Origin of the sequence: Bradyrhizobium sp. BR 10289 (assembly GCF_019455385.1) — a bacterium.
Lineage (GTDB): Bacteria > Pseudomonadota > Alphaproteobacteria > Rhizobiales > Xanthobacteraceae > Bradyrhizobium.
In genome coordinates this window covers 60,976-81,408 of sequence record NZ_JACOFR010000008.1, presented here as the reverse complement: position 1 = coordinate 81,408, position 20,433 = coordinate 60,976, and the positions used below count along the sequence as shown (strand labels likewise).

Here is a 20,433-nt window from a genome sequence, read left to right as displayed (position 1 = left end):
GCGGATGGCGCGATTTCGCTTTGTGCGGATTGATCCGTGCAGGGCGATCCGGTCGGGCGGACAGCTCGAAAGAATTTTGTGGTCCCGGCAACGGGCCGCGGCAAGACAGCAGGCCCGGAAGGGGCTGCGATAACAAAGGGTAAGGCCAGGATGCCGACGATCAACCAGCTGATCGCTCAACCGCGTGAAGTGCAGAAGTCGCGCAAGAAGGTGCCGGCGCTGCAGCAGTCGCCGCAGAAGCGTGGTGTTTGCACCCGCGTCTATACGACGACCCCGAAGAAGCCGAACTCGGCGCTTCGTAAGGTCGCCAAGGTGCGCCTGACCAACGGCTTCGAGGTGATCGGCTACATCCCCGGCGAGGGCCATAACCTCCAGGAGCACTCGGTGGTCATGATCCGCGGCGGCCGCGTCAAGGACTTGCCCGGCGTGCGCTACCACATCCTCCGCGGCGTTCTGGATACCCAGGGCGTCAAGAACCGTAAGCAGCGTCGTTCGAAGTACGGCGCCAAGCGTCCGAAGTAAGCGGGAACCAAGCCTATGTCTCGTCGCCACTCAGCGGAAAAGCGCGAAGTTCTCCCGGATCCGAAGTTCGGGAACATCATCGTCACCAAGTTCATGAACTCGGTGATGTACGCCGGCAAGAAGTCGGTCGCCGAAGGCATCGTCTACGGCGCGTTCGGCATCATCGAATCCAAGACCAAGCAGAACCCGCTCGGCGTGTTCGAACAGGCGCTCGAGAACGTCATGCCGACGATCGAGGTTCGCTCCCGCCGCGTCGGCGGCGCGACCTACCAGGTTCCGGTCGAAGTTCGTTCGACCCGCCGTCAGGCTCTGGGCATTCGCTGGCTGATCTCGGCTGCGCGCGAGCGCAACGAGAAGACCATGACCGAGCGCCTCTCGGCCGAACTCCTCGATGCCTCGAACAACCGTGGTAACGCCGTCAAGAAGCGTGAAGACGTGCACCGGATGGCGGAAGCCAACCGTGCGTTCTCGCACTATCGCTGGTAACGGCGAAACAAACGGACCCGCAAGGAACACCCCATGCCCCGCCAACATGCCATCGAAGACTACCGTAACTTCGGTATCATGGCGCATATCGACGCCGGCAAGACCACGACGACCGAGCGCATCCTCTATTACACCGGCAAGAGCCACAAAATCGGCGAAGTGCACGAAGGTGCCGCGACGATGGATTGGATGGAGCAGGAGCAGGAGCGTGGCATCACGATCACCTCGGCTGCGACCACCGCCTTCTGGGCCGGCAAGCGCCTGAACATCATCGACACCCCCGGCCACGTCGACTTCACCATCGAAGTCGAGCGTTCGCTGCGCGTGCTCGACGGCGCCGTCTGCGTGCTCGACTCGAACCAGGGCGTCGAGCCCCAGACCGAGACCGTCTGGCGCCAGGGCGACAAGTACAAGGTTCCGCGCATCGTCTTCGCCAACAAGATGGACAAGACCGGCGCCGACTTCTTCAAGTGCCTGTCCGACATCGTCGATCGCCTCGGCGCCAAGCCGATCGCGATCCAGCTTCCGATCGGTGCCGAGAACAACTTCAAGGGTCTCGTCGACCTCGTGAAGATGAAGGGCATCGTCTGGAACGACGAGTCGCTCGGCGCGAAGTTCGACTATGTCGACATTCCGGAAGACATGGTCGACCAGGCCAAGGAATACCGCGAGAAGATGGTGGAAGCCGCCGTCGAGCTCGACGACGACGCCATGGCCGCCTATCTCGACGGCAACGAGCCGGACGAGGCGACCCTCAAGAAGCTGCTCCGCAAGGCGGTGCTGACCGGTGCCTTTTATCCCGTGCTGTGCGGCTCGGCCTTCAAGAACAAGGGCGTGCAGCCGCTGCTCGACGCCGTCGTCGACTATCTGCCGTCGCCGATCGACGTGCCCGCGATCAAGGGCACCGACGATGCCGGCAACGAAGTCGTGCGCAAGGCGGACGACAAGGAGCCGCTGGCTCTGCTCGCGTTCAAGATCATGGACGACCCGTTCGTCGGCACCATCACCTTCTGCCGCATCTACTCCGGCGTTCTCCAGAGCGGCACCGGCGTCGTGAACTCGACCCGCGAGAAGAAGGAGCGCATCGGGCGCATGCTGTTGATGCATGCGAACAACCGCGAGGACATCAAGGAAGCCTATGCCGGCGACATCGTCGCGCTGGCCGGCCTGAAGGAAGCGCGCACCGGTGACACGCTGTGCGATCCCGACAAGCCGGTGATCCTGGAGAAGATGGAATTCCCCGAGCCGGTCATCGAGATCGCGATCGAGCCGAAGTCCAAGGCCGACCAGGAGAAACTGGGCGTGGCGCTGGCCAAGCTCGCCGCGGAGGATCCGTCCTTCCGCGTGTCGACCGACCAGGAGTCCGGCCAGACCATCCTCAAGGGCATGGGCGAACTCCATCTCGACATCAAGGTCGACATCCTCAAGCGTACCTACAAGGTCGACGCCAACATCGGCGCGCCGCAGGTTGCGTTCCGTGAGCGCGTCACCCAGAAGGCCGAGGTCAAGTACACCCACAAGAAGCAGACCGGCGGTACCGGTCAGTTCGCGGAAGTGTCGATCGTGGTCGAGCCGAACGAGCCCGGCAAGGGCTACGAGTTCGAGTCCAAGATCGTCGGCGGTGCGGTTCCGAAGGAATACATCCCCGGCGTCGAAAAGGGCCTCAACAGCGTGATGAGCTCCGGCGTGGTCGCGGGCTTCCCCGTGGTCGACGTCAAGGTCTCGCTGGTCGACGGCAAGTATCACGACGTCGACTCGTCGGCGCTCGCCTTCGAAATCGCTGCGCGTGCTGCATTCCGCGAGGCGCTGCAGAAGGGCAAGTCCGTCCTGCTCGAGCCGATCATGAAGGTCGAAGTGGTGACCCCGGAAGACTACACCGGCTCGGTCATCGGCGACCTGAATTCCCGGCGCGGTCAGATCCAGGGTCAGGACATGCGCGGCAATGCCAACGTCATCAACGCGATGGTGCCGCTCATGAACATGTTCGGTTACGTGAACAACCTGCGCTCGATGAGCCAGGGCCGCGCGACCTTCACCATGCAGTTCGACCACTACGCAGAAGCGCCGGCCAACGTGTCGGCAGAAGTCCAGAAGAAGTTTGCCTGATTGTCGTCGGTTGAAAGCTGACGATTGAACGGAGAGTCAAATGGCCAAAGCAAAGTTTGAACGTAACAAGCCGCACTGCAACATCGGCACCATCGGTCACGTCGACCATGGCAAGACGTCGCTGACCGCGGCGATCACCAAGGTTCTCGCCGAAGCCGGCGGTGCGACGTTCACCGCGTACGACCAGATCGACAAGGCGCCGGAAGAGAAGGCCCGCGGCATCACCATCTCGACCGCGCACGTCGAGTACGAGACCCCGAACCGCCACTACGCGCACGTCGACTGCCCCGGCCACGCCGACTACGTGAAGAACATGATCACCGGCGCCGCCCAGATGGACGGTGCGATCCTGGTCGTGTCGGCCGCTGACGGCCCGATGCCGCAGACCCGCGAGCACATCCTGCTCGCCCGTCAGGTCGGCGTGCCCGCGCTCGTCGTGTTCCTCAACAAGTGCGACATGGTCGACGATCCGGAGCTGCTCGAGCTCGTCGAGCTCGAGGTCCGCGAGCTGCTCTCCAAGTACGAATTCCCGGGCGACAAGATCCCGATCATCAAGGGCTCGGCGCTCGCCGCTCTCGAAGATTCGGACAAGAAGCTCGGCCACGACGCCATCCTCGAGCTGATGAAGAACGTCGACGAGTACATCCCGCAGCCGGAGCGTCCGATCGACCAGCCGTTCCTGATGCCGGTTGAAGACGTGTTCTCGATCTCGGGCCGCGGCACCGTCGTGACCGGCCGTGTTGAGCGCGGCATCGTCAAGGTCGGCGAGGAAATCGAGATCGTCGGTCTGCGCGCCACCCAGAAGACGACCGTCACCGGCGTCGAAATGTTCCGCAAGCTGCTCGATCAGGGCCAGGCCGGCGACAACATCGGTGCGCTGCTTCGCGGCACCAAGCGTGAGGACGTCGAGCGTGGTCAGGTTCTGGCCAAGCCGGGTTCGGTCAAGCCGCACACCAAGTTCAAGGCCGAGGCCTACATCCTCACCAAGGAAGAGGGCGGCCGCCACACCCCGTTCTTCACCAACTACCGTCCGCAGTTCTACTTCCGCACCACCGACGTGACCGGTGTCGTGCACCTGCCGGAAGGCACCGAGATGGTGATGCCGGGCGACAACATCGCGATGGAAGTGCACCTGATCGTGCCGATCGCGATGGAAGAGAAGCTCCGCTTCGCGATCCGCGAAGGCGGCCGCACCGTCGGCGCCGGCGTCGTCGCCTCGATCATCGAGTAATTACGAGAATAGGGACGGCGAGTAGCGAATGGTGACATTCGCTATTCGCTATTCGCCACCCACTGAAGAGAGACCACGGCAATGAACGGCCAAAACATTCGTATCCGTCTCAAGGCGTTCGACCATCGTATCCTCGATACGTCGACCCGCGAGATCGTGAACACGGCGAAGCGCACCGGCGCGCAGGTCCGCGGACCCATTCCGCTGCCCACCCGCATCGAGAAGTTCACCGTCAACCGTTCGCCCCACGTCGACAAGAAGAGCCGCGAGCAGTTCGAGATGCGCACTCACAAGCGCCTGCTCGACATCGTCGATCCGACCCCGCAGACCGTCGATGCTTTGATGAAGCTCGACCTGGCCGCCGGTGTCGACGTCGAGATCAAGCTCTAAGATTTTGGATCCCGTTCGCGTCAGCGGACAAAGAGAACAGGAAGCAAGCCGATGCGCTCCGGAGTGATCGCACAAAAGGTCGGGATGACGCGGGTCTTTACGGAGGCCGGCGAACATATCCCCGTGACCGTGCTGAAGCTCGGCAATTGCCAGGTCGTAGGCCACCGCACCGAAGAGAAGAACGGTTACGTCGCGCTCCAGCTCGGTTCTGGCGCCCGCAAGACCGTTTACATGCCCAAGGCCGAGCGCGGCCAGTTCGCGGTCGCCAAGGTCGAGCCGAAGCGCCGGGTCGAGGAATTCCGCGTCACCGCGGATGCCATGATCCCGGTCGGCGCCGAGATCCAGGCCGATCACTTCGTCGTCGGCCAGTTCGTCGACGTCACCGGCACCTCGGTCGGTAAGGGCTTCGCCGGCGGTATGAAGCGCTGGAACTTCGGCGGTCTGCGCGCCACGCACGGCGTGTCGATCTCGCACCGTTCGATCGGTTCGACCGGTGGCCGTCAGGACCCCGGCAAGACCTGGAAGAACAAGAAGATGCCCGGTCACATGGGTGTCGACCGCATCACCACGCTCAACCTCCGCGTCGTCCAGACCGATGTCGAGCGCGGCCTGATCCTCGTCGAAGGCGCCGTTCCCGGCTCCAAGGGCGGCTGGATCCGCGTGCGTGACGCCGTCAAGAAGCCGCTGCCGAAGGAAGCTCCGAAGCCCGGCAAGTTCAAGGTTGCTGGCGACGAAGCCGCTGAAGCCGCTCCGGCTGCGCAGGAGGCGTGAGATGGAATTGAAGGTCACCACCCTCGAAGGTAAGGAAGCCGGCTCCGTCCAGCTGTCCGACGCCATTTTCGGTCTCGAGCCGCGCGAAGACATCATCGCGCGCTGCGTGCAGTGGCAGCTCAACAAGCGCCAGGCCGGCACCCACAAGGCCAAGGGCCGCGCCGAGATTTGGCGCACCGGCAAGAAGATGTACAAGCAGAAGGGCACCGGCGGTGCTCGTCACGGCTCGGCCCGCGTGCCGCAGTTCCGTGGCGGTGGCCGTGCCTTCGGTCCGGTGGTGCGTTCGCACGCCACCGACCTGCCGAAGAAGGTCCGTGCGCTCGCTCTCAAGCATGCGCTCTCGGCCAAGGCCAAGGACGGCGATCTCGTCGTGATCGAGAAGGCCGCGCTGGAAGCCGCCAAGACCAAGGCGCTGCTCGGTCACTTCTCGGGCCTGGGGCTCACCAACGCCCTGATCATCGACGGCGCCGAGCTCAACAACGGCTTCGCCGCTGCGGCCCGCAACATCCCGAACATGGACGTGCTGCCGATCCAGGGCATCAACGTCTATGACATCCTGCGCCGTCAGAAGCTCGTTCTGACCAAGGCCGCCATCGATGCGCTGGAGGCGCGCTTCAAATGAGCAAGAACATCGAGCCTCGCCACTACGACGTGATCCTGTCGCCGGTCGTGACCGAAAAGGCGACGATCGCTTCGGAGCACAACAAGGTGCTGTTCAAGGTGGCTGCCAAGGCCACCAAGCCGCAGATCAAGGAAGCGATCGAGAAGCTGTTCGACGTCAAGGTCAAGAGCGTCAACACGCTGGTCCGCAAGGGCAAGGTCAAGGTCTTCCGCGGCAATCTCGGTTCGCAGTCGAACAGCAAGCGCGCGATCGTGACCCTCGAAGAGGGCCACCGGATCGACGTCACCACCGGTCTGTAAGGTCGTACGACGATGGCACTGAAGACATTCAATCCCACGACGCCGGGCCAGCGCCAGCTGGTCATGGTCGATCGTTCGGCCCTCTACAAGGGCAAGCCGCTGAAGGCGCTCACCGAGGGCAAGAAGTCCTCGGGTGGCCGCAACAACACCGGCCGCATCACCGTGCGCTTCCGCGGCGGCGGTCACAAGCAGACGCTGCGCACCGTCGACTTCAAGCGCGAGAAGATCGACGTTCCCGCGACCGTCGAGCGGCTGGAATACGATCCGAACCGCACCGGCTTCATCGCCCTGATCAAGTATCAGGACGGCGAGCAGGCCTACATCCTGGCGCCGCAGCGCCTGGCCGTGGGTGACACCATCGTCGCCGGCAACTATGTCGACGTGAAGCCGGGCAACGTCATGCCGCTCGGCAACATGCCGGTCGGCACGATCATCCACAACATCGAGGTCAAGATCGGGAAGGGCGGCCAGCTCGCCCGTTCCGCCGGCACCTACGCCCAGCTCGTCGGCCGCGACCAGGACTACGTCATCATCCGCCTGAACTCGGGCGAGCAGCGCCTGGTGCACGGCCGTTGCCGTGGCACGATCGGCGCGGTGTCGAACCCGGATCATATGAACACCTCGATCGGCAAGGCCGGTCGCAAGCGTTGGATGGGCCGTCGCCCGCACAACCGCGGTGTCGCGATGAACCCGATCGACCATCCGCATGGCGGTGGTGAAGGTCGTACGTCCGGTGGTCGTCACCCGGTCACCCCGTGGGGCAAGCCGACCAAGGGCAAGAAGACCCGCACCAACAAGTCGACCAACAAATTCATTCTCCTAAGCCGCCACAAGCGGAAGAAGTAAGGAACGCCGGACATGGTTCGTTCAGTCTGGAAAGGCCCGTTCGTCGAGGGTTCTCTGCTCAAGAAGGCAGATGCCGCCCGTGCGTCCGGCCGTCACGACGTCATCAAGATCTGGAGCCGTCGCTCGACGATCCTGCCGCAGTTCGTCGGCCTGACCTTCGGCGTCTACAACGGTCAGAAGCACGTGCCGGTGGCCGTCAACGAGGAAATGGTGGGTCACAAGTTCGGCGAGTTCTCGCCGACCCGGACCTTCCATGGCCACTCCGGCGACAAGAAAGCCAAGAAGGCTTGAGGATTAAACGATGAGCAAACCCAAGCGCGAACGGAGCCTCGCCGAGAACGAGGCCAAGGCGGTCGCCCGCATGCTGCGGGTGAGCCCGCAGAAGCTGAACCTGGTCGCCCAGCTCATTCGCGGCCGGAAGGCGGCCGCTGCGCTCGCCGACCTGCAGTTCTCGCGCAAGCGGATCGCGGTCGACGTGAAGAAGTGCCTGGAATCGGCGATCGCCAACGCCGAGAACAACCACGACCTCGACGTCGACGATCTCGTCGTGGCGCAGGCCTTCGTCGGCAACGGCCTCGTGATGAAGCGCTTCGCCGCCCGCGGCCGTGGCCGCTCGGGCCGTGTCTACAAACCGTTTTCGCAGCTGACGATCATCGTTCGTCAGGTCGAAGCTGAAGCCGCCGCTTAAGGGCGCAGGAGAACACGATGGGTCAAAAGATCAATCCGATCGGTCTGCGCCTCGGCATCAACCGGACCTGGGATTCCCGCTGGTTCGCCGGCAAGCAGGAATACGGCAAGCTGCTGCACGAGGACGTCAAGATCCGCGAGATCCTGCACAAGGAGCTCAAGCAGGCGGCCGTCGCCCGCATCGTGATCGAGCGTCCGCACAAGAAGTGCCGCGTCACCATCCACTCGGCTCGTCCGGGCGTGGTGATCGGCAAGAAGGGCGCCGACATCGACAAGCTGCGCAAGAAGGTCGCGGACATCACCTCGTCCGACGTGGTCATCAACATCGTCGAAATCCGCAAGCCGGAACTCGACGCGACGCTGGTGGCGGAATCGATCGCGCAGCAGCTGGAGCGCCGCGTGGCGTTCCGCCGTGCCATGAAGCGCGCCGTGCAGTCGGCGATGCGTCTCGGCGCGGAAGGCATCCGCATCAACTGCTCGGGTCGTCTGGGCGGTGCGGAAATCGCGCGCATGGAGTGGTACCGCGAAGGTCGCGTGCCGCTGCACACGCTGCGCGCCGACATCGACTACGGCGTTGCGACCGCGTTCACGACCTTCGGCACCTGCGGTGTCAAGGTCTGGATCTTCAAGGGCGAGATCCTCGAGCACGATCCGATGGCCCAGGACAAGAGAATGGCCGAAGGCGAGACCAGCGGCAGTGGTGATCGCGGCGGCCGTGGACGCCGTGACAACGCTGCGGCCTGATCCGCGTCGAGAATTTGAGGGCTTGAAGCCATGATGCAACCTAAGAAAACGAAGTTCCGGAAGGCGCATAAGGGCCGTATCCACGGCGTTGCGTCGTCGGGCGCGACGTTGGCGTTCGGCCAGTTCGGCCTGAAGGCGACCGAGCCGGAGCGCGTCACCGCGCGCCAGATCGAAGCCGCTCGCCGCGCGCTGACCCGTCACATGAAGCGCGCCGGCCGCGTCTGGATCCGCGTGTTCCCCGATCTTCCGGTGTCGAAGAAGCCGGCCGAAGTCCGCATGGGCTCCGGCAAGGGTTCGCCGGAACTGTGGGTGGCGCGCGTCAAGCCGGGCCGGGTACTGTTCGAGATCGACGGCGTGAACACCCAGACGGCGCGCGAAGCGCTGACGCTGGCGGCCGCCAAGCTGCCGATCAAGACGCGCTTCGTCGAGCGCATTGCGGAGTAATGGCCATGGCACAGATGAAGATCGAAGACATCCGCGCGATGAGCCCCGACCAGCAGGATGACGCCATCCTGAACCTGAAGAAGGAGCGCTTCAACCTGCGCTTCCAGCGCGCCACCGGGCAGCTCGAGAACACCTCGCGCCTGCGCGAGGCTCGCCGTGACATCGCCCGGATCAAGACCGTCGCCGCGCAGACGCGCGCGAAGAAGAAGTAAGAGGCTTACGAAGATGCCGAAACGTACTTTGCAGGGCGTGGTCGTCAGCGACAAGCAAGCCAAGACCATCGTGGTGCGCGTCGACCGCCGCTTCACGCACCCGATCTACAAGAAGACGATCCGCCGGTCGAAGAACTACCACGCGCACGACGAGAGCAACGAGTTCAAGCCGGGCGACATGGTGTGGATCGAGGAATCGAAGCCGATTTCGAAGTTGAAGCGCTGGGTCGTGATCCGGGGCGAACACAAGAAAAGCGCCTGATCGGTTGGCTTTAGCCGACTGACTTCAGGGAAATGTTGAGCGCCGGCTGGGCTGGCGCAAAGAGAAAGAGGACGAGGTGCATCAATGATTCAGATGCAGACCAACCTCGACGTGGCCGACAATTCTGGCGCACGCCGTGTCATGTGTATCAAGGTGCTCGGGGGTTCCAAGCGCCGCTACGCCACGATCGGCGACATCATCGTCGTCTCGATCAAGGAAGCGATTCCGCGTGGCAAGGTGAAGAAGGGCGACGTGATGAAGGCCGTCGTGGTGCGCGTCCGCAAGGACATCCGCCGCGCCGACGGTTCGGTCATCCGCTTCGACCGCAACGCCGCCGTTCTGATCAACAACCAGTCCGAGCCGGTCGGCACCCGTATCTTCGGGCCCGTGCCGCGCGAGCTGCGCGCCAAGAACCACATGAAGATCATCTCGCTCGCGCCGGAGGTGCTGTAATGGCTGCCAAGATCCGCAAGGGCGACAAGGTCGTCGTGCTGACCGGCCGCGACAAGGGTCGCACCGGTGAAGTGTTCGAGGTTCGTCCCGACGCCGGCACGGCGCTGGTGCGCGGCATCAACATGGTCAAGCGTCACCAGAAGCAGACGCAGGCCCAGGAGGGCGGCATCATCTCCAAGGAGTCGCCGATCCAACTGTCCAACATCGCGTATGTCGGCAAAGACGGAAAGCCGACCCGCGTCGGATTCAAGATTCTGGCGGACGGCAAGAAGGTCCGCATCGCCAAGCGCTCGGGAGCTGAGATCGATGGCTGAGGCCGCTTACACCCCGCGCCTGCGCGCGGAATACGACGCGAAGATCCGCACGGCCATGACCGAGAAGTTCGGTTATGAGAACGTGATGCAGGTTCCTCGCCTGGACAAGGTCGTGCTGAACATGGGCGTTGGCGACAGCGTCAATGATCGCAAGAAGGCCGAGACCGCCGCTGCCGAGCTGACCCAGATCGCCGGCCAGAAGGCGATCGTGACCTACTCGCGTATCGCGATCGCGACCTTCAAGCTGCGTGAGAACCAGCCGATCGGCTGTAAGGTCACGCTGCGCAAGGCCCACATGTACGAGTTCATCGATCGCCTGGTCAACGTCGCGCTGCCGCGCGTCCGCGACTTCCGCGGCCTGAACCCGAAGAGCTTTGACGGCCGCGGCAACTACTCGCTCGGCATCAAGGAGCACATCATTTTCCCCGAGATCGACTTCGACAAGGTCACCGAAGCCCGCGGTATGGACATCACGGTCTGCACCACGGCCAAGACCGACGAAGAGGCGAGGGCCTTGTTGACCGCTTTCAATTTCCCGTTCCGGCAGTGAGACGCTGACCTAAAGCCTCTCAAACGCGGATACCCAGGAGCCAAGCATGGCAAAGAAGAGTTCAGTCGAGAAGAACAACCGGCGCAAGCGGATGGTGAAGAACGCCGCCCCGAAGCGCGAACGGTTGAAGGCGATCATCGCCGACAAGACGCTGCCGATGGAGGAGCGGTTCGCCGCCACCCTGAAGCTCGCGGAAATGCCGCGCAATTCGTCGGCGACCCGCATCCGTCTGCGTTGCGAGCTGTCGGGCCGCCCGCGCTCGAACTATCGCAAGAACAAGCTGTCCCGTATCGCGCTCCGCGACCTTGGCTCCAAGGGCATGGTCCCGGGCCTCGTCAAGTCGAGCTGGTAAGGAGGGTCGTTTAGATGTCTACGCACGATCCAATCAGCGATCTGATCACCCGCATCCGCAACGCGCAGATGCGATCGAAGACCAAGGTCTCGACGCCCGGCTCGAAGATGCGCGAGAACGTGCTCGAGGTCCTCAAGACCGAGGGCTACATCCGCGGCTACGCCACGCTCGAGCACTCCTCGGGCCGCAGCGAGATCGAGATCGAGCTGAAGTATTTCGACGGCGAGCCCGTCATCCGCGAGATCGAACGTGTCTCCAAGCCCGGGCGCCGCGTCTACGCCTCGGTGAAGAACCTGCCGCGGGTCAACAACGGGCTCGGCATTTCGGTGTTGTCGACGCCGAAGGGGATCATGGCCGACCACAGCGCGCGCGACGCGAATGTGGGCGGTGAAGTCCTCTTCACGGTGTTCTGAGAAGGATTTTTCATCCATGTCACGAGTTGGCAAAAGGCCTGTGGCGGTTCCGTCGGGTGTGACCGCGACCGTCGATGGGCAGACCGTCAAGATGAAGGGGCCGAAGGGCCAGCTTCAGTTCGTCGTTCATGACGACGTCGAGGTGAAGCTCGAGAGCGGCCAGATCAAGGTCAAGCCGCGCGCCGAGACCAACCGCGCCCGCGCGCTGTACGGTACCGCTCGCGCCCAGGTCGCGAATCTGGTCGAAGGCGTCACCAAGGGCTTCGAGAAGAAGCTCGAGATCACCGGCGTCGGTTACCGCGCCGCGATGCAGGGCAAGAACCTGCAGCTCGCGCTCGGCTACAGCCACGACGTTATCTACCAGATCCCGGAAGGGATCACGATCGCCGTGCCGAAGCCGACCGAGATCACGGTGTCGGGCAGCGACATCCAGCGCGTCGGCCAGGTCGCGGCCGAGATCCGCAGCTATCGCCCGCCGGAGCCCTACAAGGGCAAGGGCGTCAAGTATGTTGGCGAATTCATCTTCCGCAAGGAAGGCAAGAAGAAGTAACGGAGCCGGTCATGTCCAAAGCCAAGGTTACGAATGCCCGGCGCAAGCGGAGTGTGCGGCTGAAGCTGCGCCGCTCCGGTGGTGGCCGTCCGCGTCTGTCGGTGTTCCGCTCGTCCAAGCACATCTACGCCCAGGTCATCGACGATCTGAAGGGCGAGACGCTGGCCTCTGCCTCCTCGCTCGAGAAGGCGATGCGCGACGGCGGCAAGACCGGCGCCGACATCGATGCGGCGAAGGCGGTCGGCAAGCTGCTGGCCGAGCGTGCCGCCGAGAAGGGCGTCAAGGAAGTCGTGTTCGATCGCGGCAGCTACCTCTACCACGGGCGCGTCAAGGCTCTCGCCGACGCCGCGCGTGAGAGCGGGCTGAGCTTCTAACAGAATTTGAGGATTGAGGCGCAAGCCTCTGAAGGATTGGAAAAACCATGGCAGAACGCGAACAGCGTGGTGGACGCGATCAGCGCGGCGGCGGACGTGAGCGCAAGGAGCGCGAGGAGCGCGACAGCGAGTTCGTTGATAAGCTCGTCCACATCAACCGCGTGGCGAAGGTGGTCAAGGGCGGCAAGCGCTTCGGTTTCGCAGCGCTGGTCGTGATCGGCGACCAGAAGGGCCGCGCCGGCTTCGGTCACGGCAAGGCGCGCGAAGTGCCCGAGGCGATCCGCAAGGCCACCGAGTCCGCCAAGCGCAATTTGACCCGTGTGTCGCTGCGCGAGGGCCGCACGCTGCATCACGACATCGCCGGCCGTCATGGCGCGGGCCGTGTCTACCTGCGTGCAGCTCCGGCCGGTACCGGCATCATCGCCGGCGGCCCGATGCGCGCCGTGTTCGAGACGCTCGGCGTCCAGGACGTGGTCGCCAAGTCGATCGGCTCGTCGAACCCCTACAACATGGTTCGCGCGACCTTCGACGCGCTGAAGCATCAGGATTCGCCGCGTTCGGTCGCAGCCCGCCGCAACATCAAGGTGTCCACTCTGCAGTCGCGCCGTATCGGTGGCGATGCCGAGGCGGCTGCCGACTAACGGAATCTCTGGAGTAGATCCCCATGGCCAAGGCCAGCAAGACGATCAAGCTCGAGCAGATCGGCAGCGCGATCCGCCGCCATCACTCGCAGCGCTCGACGCTGATCGGGCTCAAGCTCAACAAGATCGGCCGTACCAGCGAACTGCAGGACACGCCTGCGGTGCGCGGCATGATCGAGAAGGTTCACCATCTCGTCCGTATCGTCGACGAGAAGTAAGAAGCGGCGCGCGATCCCGAAGGCAGGTTGCCTGTTTTCGGTGAAGATCGTGCGCAAGACACAAGGAGAAGGGCGATGAAGCTCAGCGATATCGCCGACAACGCCGGCTCGCGCAAGAAGCGTATGCGCGTCGGCCGCGGCATCGGTTCGGGCAAGGGCAAGCAGTCCGGCCGCGGCGGCAAGGGCCAGACCGCGCGTTCGGGCGTGCGCATCAAGGGTTTCGAAGGCGGTCAGATGCCGTTGCATCGCCGTCTGCCCAAGCGCGGCTTCAACAACATCTTCCGCGTCGAGTTCGCCGAGATCAATCTCGACCGGCTCCAGGACGCCGTCGATGCCAAGAAGATCGACACCGGCAGCGCCGTGACCATGGAGGCCCTGGTGAAGGCGGGCGTGCTGCGCCGCGCCAAGGCCGGCCTGCGGCTGCTCGGCCGCGGCGAGCTCAAGTCCAAGCTCAACATCGAGGTGCACGGCGCCACCAAGACCGCGATCGCCGCGGTCGAGAAGGCCGGCGGTTCGGTGAAGATCCTCGCCCCTGCCAAGGAAGAAGGCGAGGCGGCGTAACAACTGCGTCATTGGCCCGCGCCTCGCGGGCCTTTACGCATGCGGGACGTGGACTTATCGAAGCAGAGCCCCAGATAATGTCCGGCGTCCGCTCTATTTAGCCCGGCCGCGGGCATGACGGCGCAACAGGCGGCGGGAGAAAGTCCAAGATGGTCTCTGCAGCGGAACAACTGGCAGCCAACCTCAATTTCGGCGCGTTTGCCAAGGCCGACGAACTGAAGAAGCGCATCTGGTTCACCCTGGGTGCGCTGCTCGTTTATCGGCTCGGGACCTACATCCCTCTGCCCGGCATCGATCCCAACATCTGGGAGCAGGTGTTCAAGTCCCAGGCGGGCGGCATCCTCGGCATGTTCAATATGTTCGCCGGCGGCGGCATCCACCGCATGGCGATCTTCGCGCTGAACATCATGCCGTACATCTCGGCCTCGATCATCATCCAGCTCCTCACCACCGTCTCGCCGCAGCTCGAGGCGCTGAAGAAGGAAGGTGAGGCGGGCCGCAAGCTGCTGAACCAGTACACCCGCTATCTCACGGTCATCTTGGCCGCGTTCCAGTCCTACGGCATTGCGGTCGGCCTCGAAGGCGCCGGCAATGTCGTCAGCGATCCCGGCATGTTCTTCCGCCTGTCCACGGCGATCACGCTGACCGGCGGCACCATGTTCCTGATGTGGCTCGGCGAGCAGATCACCTCGCGCGGCATCGGCAACGGCATCTCGCTGATCATTCTCTCTGGCATCGTCGCCGAGCTGCCCGCCGCGCTCGCCAACATGCTGGAGCTCGGCCGTCAGGGCGCGATGTCGACCGGCCTGATCCTGGTCGTGATCGTGATGGCGGTCGCCGTGATCGCCTTCATCGTGTTCATGGAGCGCGCCCAGCGCCGGCTGCTGATCCAGTATCCGAAGCGCCAGGTCGGCAACAAGATGTTCGAGGGCCAGTCCTCGCATCTGCCGCTCAAGCTCAACACCTCGGGCGTGATCCCGCCGATCTTCGCGTCTTCGCTGCTGCTGCTGCCGACCACGGTTGCGAACTTCAACGCGGGCAGCGGGCCGGAATGGTTCCAGTGGATCACCACCCAGCTCGGCCATGGCCGTCCGCTGTTCCTGATCCTCTATCTCGCGCTGATCGTGTTCTTCGCGTTCTTCTATACCGCGATCGTGTTCAACCCGACCGAGACCGCGGACAATCTGAAGAAACATGGCGGCTTCATTCCGGGCATCCGTCCCGGCGAGCGCACCGCCGAATATATCGATTACGTGCTGTCGCGTATTACCGTGTTAGGTGCGATCTATCTCGCGATCGTCTGCTTGATCCCGGAGATCCTGATCTCCTACGCCTCGGTGCCGTTCTACTTCGGCGGCACCTCGCTGCTGATCGTCGTCAGTGTCACCATGGACACCGTGGCGCAGGTGCAGGGCTATCTGCTGGCCCATCAGTACGAAGGCCTGATCCGCAAGTCGAAGCTGCGCGGCCGCCGCCGCTAAGCGCTTCAATCGGCGGCGCGACCGCGCCGCCGATTCGCCACGCGAGCAACGCGCGGCGCCCGTGCAAGCAGTCGACAAGCCGTTCGGTGGCTTCGGCAGAGCGGCTCCCGACGCGGCGCAATCGCTGATTTCAAAGCCCTTCTTGGCGTCCGCCCGTCCGCTCCCTTATGATATGGGTAGCGGTGCGGCGCCGATTATGGTTTGCACTGTTGCTGAACTTTCAAACACAGGTGCGCGACGTATCGCTCACCAATCGGGGGGCGTACGCCGATGAGAATTATACTTCTTGGACCGCCAGGATCGGGTAAGGGGACCCAGGCGCAGCTGCTGGTGCAGCGCTACGGCATCGTCCAGCTCTCGACCGGTGAGATGTTGCGTGCAGCCGTCGCGGCGGGCACACCGGTCGGGCTGAAGGCCAAGGAGATCATGGCTGGCGGCGGCCTCGTGCCTGACGACGTCGTGGTGGGAATCATCTCCGATCGCATCGACCAGCCGGACGCCAGGAACGGTTTCATCCTCGACGGCTTCCCGCGCACCGTGGGGCAGGCCGAAGCGCTGGATGAGCTGCTCAAGCACAAGCACCTCAAGCTCGACGCTGTGATCGAGCTCCGCGTCAACGAGAGCGCGCTGCTGAGTCGCGTCGAGACCCGCGTGGCCCAGATGCGGGAGCGCGGGGAGGAGGTTCGGGTCGACGATACCCCCGAGGTCCTGACCAAGCGCCTGGCCAGCTACCGGAGCCAGACGGAACCGCTGATTCACTACTATTCCGAGCGGCGGAAGCTCTCCACCATCGACGGCATGATGGCAATTGACGAGGTCACCCGCGCCATCCACCGCCAGCTGCTGGCGCTGGGGGCGGTCGAGCCCAAGACGCACGCCCGCAGCGCCGCGAAGGCGGCCCCGGCCAAAAAGGCCAAGGCAGCGAAGAAGAAGGCGGCGAAAAAGCCCGCGAAAGCGGCTAAAAGGCCCTCCAAATCGACCAAAACCGCCAAGAAAGCGGCCAAACAGGCCGTGAAGGGTGCCAAGAAGGCCGTCAAGAAAACGGTCAAAAAGGCAGCCAAGAAAACGGCCAAAACGGCCGTCAAAAAAGCTTCGAAGAAGGGACCAAAAAAGGTCACGAAAAAGCGAGCCAAACGCTAGCAGCGGTTGACGAAAGCCCCTGGAATCCCCTAATAAGCCCCGCATCCAAGTCGGATAGTTTCATACGATGCCGGGCCCCAGGAAGACCGGGGGTGGGCGTCGTGTTCGCGTTTGTGAACACCTGCCCGAGAACGCAAGCACTTAAAGCCCGATCCTGACGAGGGTCGGCAACAGGAGAGAAGGCCGTGGCCCGTATTGCCGGCGTGAACATTCCCACCAACAAGCGCGTGCTGATCGCGCTCCAGTACATCCATGGCATCGGCCCGAAGATCGCCGGTGACATCATGGAGAAAGTGAAGATCGCCGAGGATCGTCGCGTCAATCAGCTCAGCGACGCCGAGGTGCTCCAGATCCGCGAAGTGATCGACCGCGACTATCTCGTCGAGGGCGACCTGCGTCGTGAGGTCGGCATCAACATCAAGCGTCTGATGGACCTCGGCTGCTATCGCGGCCTGCGCCATCGTCGCGGTTTGCCGGTGCGCGGTCAGCGGACCCACACCAATGCGCGTACGCGCAAGGGTCCGGCCAAGGCCATCGCCGGCAAGAAGAAGTAAACTGGTGAATTGAGAGTGGCGAATGGCGGGTAGGGGAGTTTCCCTATTCGCCGTTCGCTACTCGCTATTTGCTTTCACAGGTGTAGCCGCTGGCATTACGGCGGCGTTTGAGATCTCCAGGAAAGGTCATCTATGGGCAAGGAAGCCACCCGCGTTCGTCGTCGTGAGCGCAAGAACATCGCCTCCGGCGTCGCGCACGTGAACTCGTCGTTCAACAACACGACCATCACCATCACCGACGCGCAGGGCAACACGATTGCCTGGTCCTCCGCCGGCACGATGGGCTTCAAGGGTTCGCGCAAGTCGACCCCGTACGCCGCGCAGGTTGCCGCCGAAGACGTGTCGAAGAAGGCGCAGGAGCACGGCATGCGCACGCTGGAAGTCGAGGTCGCTGGTCCCGGTTCGGGCCGCGAGTCGGCGCTCCGTGCGCTCCAGGCCGCGGGCTTCACCGTCACCTCGATCCGCGACGTGACCACGATCCCGCACAACGGTTGCCGTCCGCGCAAGCGTCGGCGCGTTTGATTTTTGAGGAGTTGCGGGCGCATCGGCGCCCGCAATGACTTTGCAAGAAGCCGCGGGTGCGACCTGCGGCCTTTCTCCAACGCCAGTATTTGATGCCTCAAATCGACTGGCCTGTATGGGTGAAACAGTGACGATCCAGAAAAATTGGCAAGAACTGATTCGGCCGAACAAGCTCCAGGTGACCCCCGGCAGCGATTCGACCCGCTTTGCGACCATCGTCGCCGAGCCGCTCGAGCGCGGCTTCGGCCAGACCCTCGGCAACGCGCTGCGCCGCATTCTGCTCTCCTCGCTCCAGGGCGCGGCGGTGCAGTCGGTGCACATCGACGGCGTGCTGCACGAGTTCTCCTCGATCGCTGGCGTCCGTGAGGACGTCACCGACATCGTGCTCAACATCAAGGACATCTCGATCAAGATGCAGGGCGAAGGCCCCAAGCGCATGGTCGTGAAGAAGCAGGGTCCGGGCGTCGTCACCGCCGGTGACATCCAGACCGTCGGCGATGTCGTCGTGCTCAACCCGGAGCTCCAGATCTGCACCCTCGACGAGGGCGCCGAGATCCGCATGGAGTTCACGGTCGCCACCGGCAAGGGCTACGTGCCCGCCGAGCGCAATCGTCCCGAGGACGCCCCGATCGGCCTCATCCCGGTCGACAGCCTGTACTCGCCGGTCCGCAAGGTCTCCTACAAGGTCGAGAACACCCGCGAGGGCCAGATCCTCGACTACGACAAGCTGACCATGACGATCGAGACCAACGGCGCGATCTCGCCGGATGACTCGGTGGCTTACGCCGCGCGCATCCTGCAGGATCAGCTCAACGTGTTCGTCAACTTCGAAGAGCCGCGCAAGGAAGTCGCCCAGGAGATCATCCCGGACCTCGCCTTCAACCCGGCCTTCCTCAAGAAGGTGGACGAGCTCGAGCTGTCGGTGCGTTCGGCCAACTGCCTGAAGAACGACAACATCGTCTACATCGGCGACCTCGTGCAGAAGTCGGAAGCCGAAATGCTTCGCACGCCGAACTTCGGCCGCAAGTCGCTGAACGAGATCAAGGAAGTGCTGGCCCAGATGGGTCTGCATCTCGGCATGGAAGTGCCGGGCTGGCCGCCGGAGAACATCGACGAGCTCGCCAAGCGCTTCGAAGATCACTACTGATCGACTTCACCGTGACGGCCGGCGTCCCCGGCCGTCATTTTTACGGGCGAACGCAGGAAGCCCACCTGAGCAACTGGTCCGACGAACCGTCGCGGCAGTTCTAAAACAAGGAATAGTTACATGCGTCACGGCAAGGTTCATCGGAAGCTCAACCGCACGGCCGAGCATCGCCGCGCGATGTTCGCCAACATGTGCGCCGCGCTGATCAAGCACGAGCAGATCGTCACCACGCTGCCCAAGGCCAAGGAGCTTCGTCCGATCGTCGAGAAGCTCGTGACCCTCGGCAAGAAGGGCGGCCTGTCCATGCGCCGCCAGGCGATCTCCGAGATGCGCGACAAGGACCAGGTCAAGAAGCTGTTCGACGTGCTGGCGCCCCGCTACAAGGATCGCCAGGGCGGCTACACCCGCATCATCAAGGCCGGCTTCCGCTACGGCGACAACGCCGCGATGGCCGTGATCGAGTTCGTCGATCGCGACGTCGATGCCAAGGGCCAGGATTCCGGTCCGGTACAGGAGAAGGAAGCCGAGGCGGCATAAGCCGACCGGTCGATGGTTTTCGGAAAGCGGCGCCCCTGGGCGCCGCTTTTTTGTATGGCGCGCCGGCATCTCATGCCGCGCATCGTTTTGTTGAACGCGCTTCCGGGCGGGGGCCCTCATGAGGATTGTGTTTGCGATCGTGCTGGCGCTTGCGATGTCGCCGGCCGTAGCTGAGACGCTGGTCGAGCGCGGCGCCTATCTCGTCGGCAGCGTGATGGTCTGCCACAACTGCCACACGCCGCGTGGGCCGCAAGGGCTCGATCTCTCTCGCGCGCTCTCGGGCGGCAGCCAGGTTTTCGACGAGCCCGCCTTCAAGGTCTCCGGCTCCAACATCACGCCGGACAAGGAGACCGGGATCGGCAACTGGAGCGATGCCGAGCTGAAGCATTTCCTCGTCAGCGGGCTCAAGCCTGATGGCACCAGGGTCGCGCCGATCATGCCGACCGCGTTCTACACGGTGCTCACGGCCCGCGATCTCGACGCGCTCACGGCCTACCTGCGCTCGGTGCCATCGGTGCGCCACGAAGTGCCGGCGCCGGAATACAGGATCGCCCTGAAGCCGGAGGTGCCGACCTATGCCGGCAAGCAGGCGAGCGAGACCGAGCTCACCGACAAGCTGGCGCGCGGCCGCTATCTCCTGACCATCGCACACTGCCTGGAGTGCCACACGCCCGAAGGCCCGTCCGCGGTGCACGATTTCGCCGCGGCGAGCGGCAAGGGCGGCCGGACCTTTAGGGGGCCGTGGGGCGAGTCCGTCTCGCCCAACATCACGTCGGATCCTGCGGCAGGCCTCGGGCAGTGGAGCGACGACGAAATCAAACGTGCGATTACGCAAGGCATCGCGCGCGACGGACACAAGCTGAAGCCGCCGATGGCCTATGCTGCCTATGCCACCATGACGGCACAGGATCTCGATGCCATCGTCGCCTTCCTTAGAACGCTGCCGCCGCGCAGCTGACTCCTCACGCATAGGTGAGGCGCGATTGAAGCTGCGTATGCAGCGC

32 protein-coding genes are annotated in these 20,433 nt (G+C 63.6%); all 32 read left to right on the top strand.

What is annotated here, in order from left to right:
• Nucleotides 1-150 precede the first annotated feature (150 nt).
• Nucleotides 151-522: a 30S ribosomal protein S12 gene (gene rpsL / locus HYH08_RS15855; RefSeq protein ID WP_007603006.1), complete on the top strand. Its 372-nt coding sequence runs from the start codon at nucleotides 151-153 to the stop codon at nucleotides 520-522.
• A 15-nt stretch (nucleotides 523-537) separates the two neighbouring features.
• Nucleotides 538-1,008, top strand: coding sequence for a 30S ribosomal protein S7 (gene rpsG / locus HYH08_RS15850; RefSeq protein ID WP_008136420.1), 471 nt, complete (start codon nucleotides 538-540; stop codon nucleotides 1,006-1,008).
• A 33-nt stretch (nucleotides 1,009-1,041) separates the two neighbouring features.
• Nucleotides 1,042-3,114: an elongation factor G gene (fusA, locus tag HYH08_RS15845; protein ID WP_220010738.1), complete on the top strand. Its 2,073-nt coding sequence runs from the start codon at nucleotides 1,042-1,044 to the stop codon at nucleotides 3,112-3,114.
• A 40-nt stretch (nucleotides 3,115-3,154) separates the two neighbouring features.
• Nucleotides 3,155-4,345: an elongation factor Tu gene (gene tuf, locus HYH08_RS15840; protein ID WP_200455586.1), complete on the top strand. Its 1,191-nt coding sequence runs from the start codon at nucleotides 3,155-3,157 to the stop codon at nucleotides 4,343-4,345.
• Nucleotides 4,346-4,426: 81 nt separating this feature from the next.
• A complete protein-coding gene (gene rpsJ / locus HYH08_RS15835) occupies nucleotides 4,427-4,735 on the top strand; it encodes a 30S ribosomal protein S10 (protein WP_002712302.1) in 309 nt (102 codons plus the stop codon).
• A gap of 51 nt (nucleotides 4,736-4,786) precedes the next feature.
• Nucleotides 4,787-5,506, top strand: coding sequence for a 50S ribosomal protein L3 (gene rplC / locus HYH08_RS15830; protein ID WP_220010737.1), 720 nt, complete (start codon nucleotides 4,787-4,789; stop codon nucleotides 5,504-5,506).
• 1 nt (nucleotide 5,507) lies between these two features.
• On the top strand, nucleotides 5,508-6,128 hold the full coding sequence (gene rplD / locus HYH08_RS15825; RefSeq protein ID WP_018647243.1) for a 50S ribosomal protein L4: 621 nt from the start codon (nucleotides 5,508-5,510) through the stop codon (nucleotides 6,126-6,128).
• Entirely contained in the window at nucleotides 6,125-6,427 is a 303-nt protein-coding gene (locus tag HYH08_RS15820) for a 50S ribosomal protein L23 (RefSeq protein ID WP_128926342.1), read from the top strand. Before rplD ends, HYH08_RS15820 begins: the two co-directional genes overlap by 4 nt.
• Nucleotides 6,428-6,439: 12 nt before the next feature.
• Nucleotides 6,440-7,273 (top strand): 50S ribosomal protein L2, encoded by an 834-nt coding sequence (rplB, locus tag HYH08_RS15815; RefSeq protein WP_194467932.1) that lies wholly within the window; start codon nucleotides 6,440-6,442, stop codon nucleotides 7,271-7,273.
• A gap of 12 nt (nucleotides 7,274-7,285) precedes the next feature.
• On the top strand, nucleotides 7,286-7,564 hold the full coding sequence (rpsS, locus tag HYH08_RS15810; RefSeq protein ID WP_008136357.1) for a 30S ribosomal protein S19: 279 nt from the start codon (nucleotides 7,286-7,288) through the stop codon (nucleotides 7,562-7,564).
• A 10-nt stretch (nucleotides 7,565-7,574) separates the two neighbouring features.
• Entirely contained in the window at nucleotides 7,575-7,961 is a 387-nt protein-coding gene (rplV, locus tag HYH08_RS15805) for a 50S ribosomal protein L22 (RefSeq protein WP_008136353.1), read from the top strand.
• Between the two features lie 17 nt (nucleotides 7,962-7,978).
• Nucleotides 7,979-8,704, top strand: coding sequence for a 30S ribosomal protein S3 (gene rpsC / locus HYH08_RS15800; protein ID WP_220010736.1), 726 nt, complete (start codon nucleotides 7,979-7,981; stop codon nucleotides 8,702-8,704).
• A 30-nt stretch (nucleotides 8,705-8,734) separates the two neighbouring features.
• The gene (rplP, locus tag HYH08_RS15795) at nucleotides 8,735-9,148 is read left to right on the top strand and encodes a 50S ribosomal protein L16 (protein ID WP_220010735.1); all 414 of its coding nucleotides are present in this window, start codon (nucleotides 8,735-8,737) and stop codon (nucleotides 9,146-9,148) included.
• A gap of 5 nt (nucleotides 9,149-9,153) precedes the next feature.
• Nucleotides 9,154-9,360, top strand: a complete 207-nt coding sequence (gene rpmC / locus HYH08_RS15790) for a 50S ribosomal protein L29 (RefSeq protein WP_011088144.1) — start codon at nucleotides 9,154-9,156, stop codon at nucleotides 9,358-9,360.
• A gap of 13 nt (nucleotides 9,361-9,373) precedes the next feature.
• Nucleotides 9,374-9,622 (top strand): 30S ribosomal protein S17, encoded by a 249-nt coding sequence (gene rpsQ, locus HYH08_RS15785; protein WP_007603028.1) that lies wholly within the window; start codon nucleotides 9,374-9,376, stop codon nucleotides 9,620-9,622.
• Nucleotides 9,623-9,706: 84 nt separating this feature from the next.
• Nucleotides 9,707-10,075: a 50S ribosomal protein L14 gene (gene rplN / locus HYH08_RS15780; RefSeq protein WP_007603030.1), complete on the top strand. Its 369-nt coding sequence runs from the start codon at nucleotides 9,707-9,709 to the stop codon at nucleotides 10,073-10,075.
• Complete coding sequence (gene rplX, locus HYH08_RS15775; protein WP_220010734.1) at nucleotides 10,075-10,389, top strand: 50S ribosomal protein L24; 315 nt, start codon at nucleotides 10,075-10,077, stop codon at nucleotides 10,387-10,389. Before rplN ends, rplX begins: the two co-directional genes overlap by 1 nt.
• Nucleotides 10,382-10,939 (top strand): 50S ribosomal protein L5, encoded by a 558-nt coding sequence (gene rplE / locus HYH08_RS15770; protein WP_014494503.1) that lies wholly within the window; start codon nucleotides 10,382-10,384, stop codon nucleotides 10,937-10,939. Before rplX ends, rplE begins: the two co-directional genes overlap by 8 nt.
• 46 nt (nucleotides 10,940-10,985) lie before the next feature.
• Nucleotides 10,986-11,291 (top strand): 30S ribosomal protein S14, encoded by a 306-nt coding sequence (gene rpsN, locus HYH08_RS15765; RefSeq protein WP_057745473.1) that lies wholly within the window; start codon nucleotides 10,986-10,988, stop codon nucleotides 11,289-11,291.
• A 14-nt stretch (nucleotides 11,292-11,305) separates the two neighbouring features.
• Nucleotides 11,306-11,704: a 30S ribosomal protein S8 gene (gene rpsH, locus HYH08_RS15760; protein ID WP_027554158.1), complete on the top strand. Its 399-nt coding sequence runs from the start codon at nucleotides 11,306-11,308 to the stop codon at nucleotides 11,702-11,704.
• A gap of 16 nt (nucleotides 11,705-11,720) precedes the next feature.
• Nucleotides 11,721-12,254, top strand: a complete 534-nt coding sequence (gene rplF / locus HYH08_RS15755) for a 50S ribosomal protein L6 (protein WP_220010733.1) — start codon at nucleotides 11,721-11,723, stop codon at nucleotides 12,252-12,254.
• Nucleotides 12,255-12,265: 11 nt separating this feature from the next.
• Complete coding sequence (gene rplR, locus HYH08_RS15750) at nucleotides 12,266-12,628, top strand: 50S ribosomal protein L18 (RefSeq protein ID WP_008549238.1); 363 nt, start codon at nucleotides 12,266-12,268, stop codon at nucleotides 12,626-12,628.
• A gap of 47 nt (nucleotides 12,629-12,675) precedes the next feature.
• Nucleotides 12,676-13,269, top strand: coding sequence for a 30S ribosomal protein S5 (gene rpsE, locus HYH08_RS15745; protein WP_008136332.1), 594 nt, complete (start codon nucleotides 12,676-12,678; stop codon nucleotides 13,267-13,269).
• A 23-nt stretch (nucleotides 13,270-13,292) separates the two neighbouring features.
• Nucleotides 13,293-13,487, top strand: a complete 195-nt coding sequence (gene rpmD, locus HYH08_RS15740) for a 50S ribosomal protein L30 (RefSeq protein ID WP_063682757.1) — start codon at nucleotides 13,293-13,295, stop codon at nucleotides 13,485-13,487.
• A 75-nt stretch (nucleotides 13,488-13,562) separates the two neighbouring features.
• Complete coding sequence (rplO, locus tag HYH08_RS15735; RefSeq protein WP_220010732.1) at nucleotides 13,563-14,048, top strand: 50S ribosomal protein L15; 486 nt, start codon at nucleotides 13,563-13,565, stop codon at nucleotides 14,046-14,048.
• Between the two features lie 149 nt (nucleotides 14,049-14,197).
• The gene (secY, locus tag HYH08_RS15730) at nucleotides 14,198-15,529 is read left to right on the top strand and encodes a preprotein translocase subunit SecY (RefSeq protein ID WP_220010731.1); all 1,332 of its coding nucleotides are present in this window, start codon (nucleotides 14,198-14,200) and stop codon (nucleotides 15,527-15,529) included.
• A 270-nt stretch (nucleotides 15,530-15,799) separates the two neighbouring features.
• Nucleotides 15,800-16,669, top strand: a complete 870-nt coding sequence (locus HYH08_RS15725; protein ID WP_220010730.1) for an adenylate kinase — start codon at nucleotides 15,800-15,802, stop codon at nucleotides 16,667-16,669.
• A 185-nt stretch (nucleotides 16,670-16,854) separates the two neighbouring features.
• Nucleotides 16,855-17,223, top strand: a complete 369-nt coding sequence (rpsM, locus tag HYH08_RS15720; protein WP_220010729.1) for a 30S ribosomal protein S13 — start codon at nucleotides 16,855-16,857, stop codon at nucleotides 17,221-17,223.
• Between the two features lie 132 nt (nucleotides 17,224-17,355).
• Nucleotides 17,356-17,745 carry a 30S ribosomal protein S11 gene (rpsK, locus tag HYH08_RS15715; RefSeq protein WP_007603045.1) on the top strand — a complete coding sequence of 130 codons (390 nt, stop codon included), beginning with the start codon at nucleotides 17,356-17,358 and terminating at the stop codon, nucleotides 17,743-17,745.
• 115 nt (nucleotides 17,746-17,860) lie between these two features.
• Nucleotides 17,861-18,892, top strand: coding sequence for a DNA-directed RNA polymerase subunit alpha (locus HYH08_RS15710; protein ID WP_220010728.1), 1,032 nt, complete (start codon nucleotides 17,861-17,863; stop codon nucleotides 18,890-18,892).
• 120 nt (nucleotides 18,893-19,012) lie between these two features.
• Complete coding sequence (rplQ, locus tag HYH08_RS15705; RefSeq protein ID WP_014494513.1) at nucleotides 19,013-19,429, top strand: 50S ribosomal protein L17; 417 nt, start codon at nucleotides 19,013-19,015, stop codon at nucleotides 19,427-19,429.
• A 118-nt stretch (nucleotides 19,430-19,547) separates the two neighbouring features.
• Nucleotides 19,548-20,387, top strand: a complete 840-nt coding sequence (locus HYH08_RS15700) for a c-type cytochrome (protein ID WP_220010727.1) — start codon at nucleotides 19,548-19,550, stop codon at nucleotides 20,385-20,387.
• Nucleotides 20,388-20,433 lie beyond the last annotated feature (46 nt).